The organism is Pseudoalteromonas sp. TAB23, from assembly GCF_000498075.1.
Taxonomy (GTDB): Bacteria; Pseudomonadota; Gammaproteobacteria; order Enterobacterales; family Alteromonadaceae; genus Pseudoalteromonas; species Pseudoalteromonas arctica.
Window position 1 is genome coordinate 1 of the sequence record NZ_AUTP01000263.1, and the last position, 3,632, is coordinate 3,632.

2 protein-coding genes and 1 pseudogene are annotated in these 3,632 nt (G+C 39.9%); 1 reads left to right on the forward strand and 2 read right to left on the reverse strand.

Annotated features, from left to right (window positions below; genetic code table 11):
• Window positions 1-834 (forward strand): annotated as a pseudogene (locus tag L654_RS0115670) (DUF2235 domain-containing protein); the annotation flags it as partial.
• Window positions 835-1,213: 379 nt separating this feature from the next.
• Here L654_RS0115670 and L654_RS0115675 read toward each other — a convergent pair.
• On the reverse strand, window positions 1,214-2,308 hold the full coding sequence (locus tag L654_RS0115675; RefSeq protein WP_024608396.1) for a Fic family protein: 1,095 nt from the start codon (window positions 2,306-2,308) through the stop codon (window positions 1,214-1,216).
• Between the two features lie 298 nt (window positions 2,309-2,606).
• Window positions 2,607-3,590, reverse strand: coding sequence for an IS110 family transposase (locus tag L654_RS0115680; protein ID WP_024599096.1), 984 nt, complete (start codon window positions 3,588-3,590; stop codon window positions 2,607-2,609).
• Window positions 3,591-3,632: the final 42 nt, after the last annotated feature.

A 3,632-nucleotide genomic window follows, 5' to 3' on the forward strand; every position in this document is an offset into this window, starting at 1 on the left:
GCCGATATTAGCTTGCGCTATGCACTTGAGTGGTTAATAGAACAACCACTTAATATATCGTTACTCACTAGCCACGATATAGATTACGAAACCCTACTCCCCGATAGCAACTTAGTAGCACAAGATGACGTAACCGTAACGCCCGATCCGCTCGCATTAAGTCATCAACAAAATTACTTTTGGTTTAACCCATTTTTTAAATTAGTAGATAGGCAGTGCTATGTATTAATTGATGACGAAGCTAGCAACCTTGAGCCCTTAGTACACTACAGCGTAGCCGAACGTATTAATAAGCTAACTAGTTACCGCCCAGAATCGCTTAAAAAACTGCATTACAAAATTAGCTATAACGACAACACCACACTTAGCTTTATTGGTTTAAGCCAACATATAGAACTGGCTAATCAAAACATGAGTGTGCTGAGCATTAACCAAAGCCAAGATGTAATGGTATTTGCCTCTGAGCAATACAACGCAACAGGCCTCATGCTAGAGCAAGGCGCTACGTACCGCTTTACCCCATACCCAAATCAATATTGGTTTGACGATGGCATAAAGTGCACGCCATTAGGCTGGAACCGCGACAACGTACAACTTGGCGTAAAAGAAATCCCAATGGCCGTACTCGAACCATTTAGACGATTTCCTCGCGCACAATGGTTTTCACTCATTGGTGCTATTAATAAAAACGACGACCACCTTTTTGAAATAGCTAACGGCGCCGACATTAAAATAGATAAATCAGGCGAGTTTTGTCCATTTGCAAACGACCTAAGCCGCTTTTATGGCGCTAATGCAGGTAAAATAAAAGTGAAAGTAACGCGGTTGGGATAAGAGGTTGCACAGTATTTAAAATTGTAGGCGTGAGTTTATCTCGCGCTTTGGCTTTATAAAAACACCCGCGAGGTATAAAACCTCACCTACAACAATTAAACCACTGCACTGAACAAACCCGTAGGTGCGATTTTACCTCGCGCTTTGCCCTCTAGTAATTCAGGCTCATAACTCCCAATCAACGCTACAAAGCCCGCCTAAACAACAGTAGGCGCCCAGCTTGCTCGCGCGAAAAGCGAAGCTTTTAAATGGTAGGTGCGATTTTACATCGCGCTTTGGCTTTATAAAAACACCCGCGAGGTATAAAACCTCACCTGTAACAATTTAAAACACCTATTCGCCTCACGTAATGAGTCGAATAATATGAGTAATTGCCTCATTAGGCAATTTTGTAACGTGTACTACGCCCACCTGCGGCGGTTTTTGTTAAAAACCCAAGCGTTTGCAAGTCCGATAAATGGCGTGTTGCGGTTGCACGGCTAACCTTAGCTACCTTTTGATACTGACTCGCACTAATACCCTGTTCAAATTGGCCATCAAGTAACTTATTAAGCACTTTTACTTGCTGCTCACTTAACTTTGTTTGATCTTTACTTGCCCAGTAATTGGTTTTAAAAATTGTTTGCTCAATATTATTAAGCGTATGGTGTATCGCATTATTAAGCGTACATAAAAACCATTTAACCCACTTTGTAATACAAAGATCTCCACGTTGAGTGGCTTCAAGCACCTCGTAGTAGCTTTTTCTGTCTTCTAAAATAGCCACCGACATAGCGTAAAATCGAATTGACTCAGCATGTTCTTGCGCTAATGCCTGGTCGGTTATAAGGCGTGTAATACGCCCATTACCATCCTCAAGTGGATGTATTGTTACAAACCATAAGTGTGCGATAGCAGCCCGAATAAAAGGGTCTATTTGAGGATCGTTTTGCGTTTTGTTAAACCAGTTAAAAAATAGCGACAGCTCTTTATTTACTAACTCTTTTGGAGGCGCTGTAAAATGTAATACCGGTTTATCTAAACGCCCCGACACCACTTGCATTGGCTCGTCACCACGCAATTGCCCGCCCTCAATTTTAGTAAATAAGCTTTGCTCACCTGCAAACAATAAGCGATGCCAATTAAGCACTCGTTCTAAATTAAGCGGTGAATCCGTGTTATTTATTGCATCAAGCATAATCTCTGCAAGATTATCGCTTTGCACTGTTGTTGGGTAAGGTTGCTCATTAATATTGAGCTTTTTAGCAAGAGAAGAGCGAACCGAAAATGCATTAAGCTTTTCACCCTCAATCGCACTGGAGTGAATAATATTTGCAAGTAAAGTATCAAGGGCTTGCTGCTTTTGTTGAGCACTTTGCACGCCCATACGCCCTACTAATAAACCTTGATTATATGAAAGATCCCTTAGTAAAGGAGCAAGCGCTGCAGCATCCCACGTAAAGTTTGGCCAGTTTTGCTGTTGCCATATCCACATAGTCTTTAGTCCTAAAGGTAATTAGCTTCAGTCTATGTTATTTATTTGCCTCATGCAATGAGGCGAATAGAAGAGTTAATTGCCTCATTACTTTTAAGCGTTAAACAGAACAATAATTCATTTTTCAATGGTAAAAACAATCCATTTATAAGCGAGGTATAAAACCTCACCTACAATAATTTAAACACCGCTCTCATCAAAATCGTAGGTGCGATTTTATATCGCGCTTTGGCTTTTAAATAAGGCCAAGCTAAACACCTGTAGATACCATCTCTCATTTTAAGCTTCAAGGTCGTATTTAACTTTCTTGGAGCTTAAACGCTTCTTGGTTTTTTATTACACCAAAACATATATGAATGAGCTTTCGCATATTTGCACACACAGCTTGCATCGGTGTTTTACCATTGTTTATTAACGTTAACTTGTGTCTCTTTATTGTTTTATTCCATTGCCCTGCAACAATGGCCGCCATATAAAGTTTGCATCGAATTCTGGCTGGCCCAAGTTTACTGATTGATGTTCGCCCTTTTAATTTACCCGATTCATTATGCCGTGGGATTAATCCACAATAAGCTGCCGCTTCTTTGGCTTTATTAAATTTTTTAGCCGCAAACAAATACGTCAGCTCTCTCGATAATACGGGCCCTATGCCAGGGATAGACTCAAGTAGTTTCCTGTTTCTTTTTAAATCAGGTTCATTATCTATGTGGTTATCAATGTCAGATTTAAGCTGTTTAATTTCATCATCTAAAAACGCGATTGTCACTTTTATCGATTGGCAAACACGTGCTGAAACGTTGCTGAATTCACTTGCTTCTAATCGGTTAGCTTCTCGTTGTCGGTTACTCTCAAGCGCATCTAAACGACGGATAAGGGCTTTAAGCTCTCTAACTTCTAATGCATCAGGTTGCCAATAACTAACGACTGCGTGCTTAGCACAGCCGTAATGAGCAAGCATCGTTGCATCAGATTTGTCTGTTTTATGAATTATGTTTAAAGCGTCTGCATACTTTTTAGCTTTACCGGGATTCGCTAAAATAATATTAAAGCCTTGCTCGTGTAAAAAATACATCAGTGCTTCATGATAAACACCCGTTGGTTCGAGGGTGATAACGAGCTCATTAGCAGCGCTTTTAGTTGTATTTAAAAGCCATTTTTCTATTGCTAAAAAGTCTTGATGCTTGTTTTTAAAGACTTTTGTTTTAATTTTGTTTGTAAGCTGGTCTCTCAACCACGATAAATCAATCTTCTCTTTACTAATATCAATGCCGATAAACATCATCTCTACTTACTCCCCTTGTACATACAGCATCTACTTAAAAAA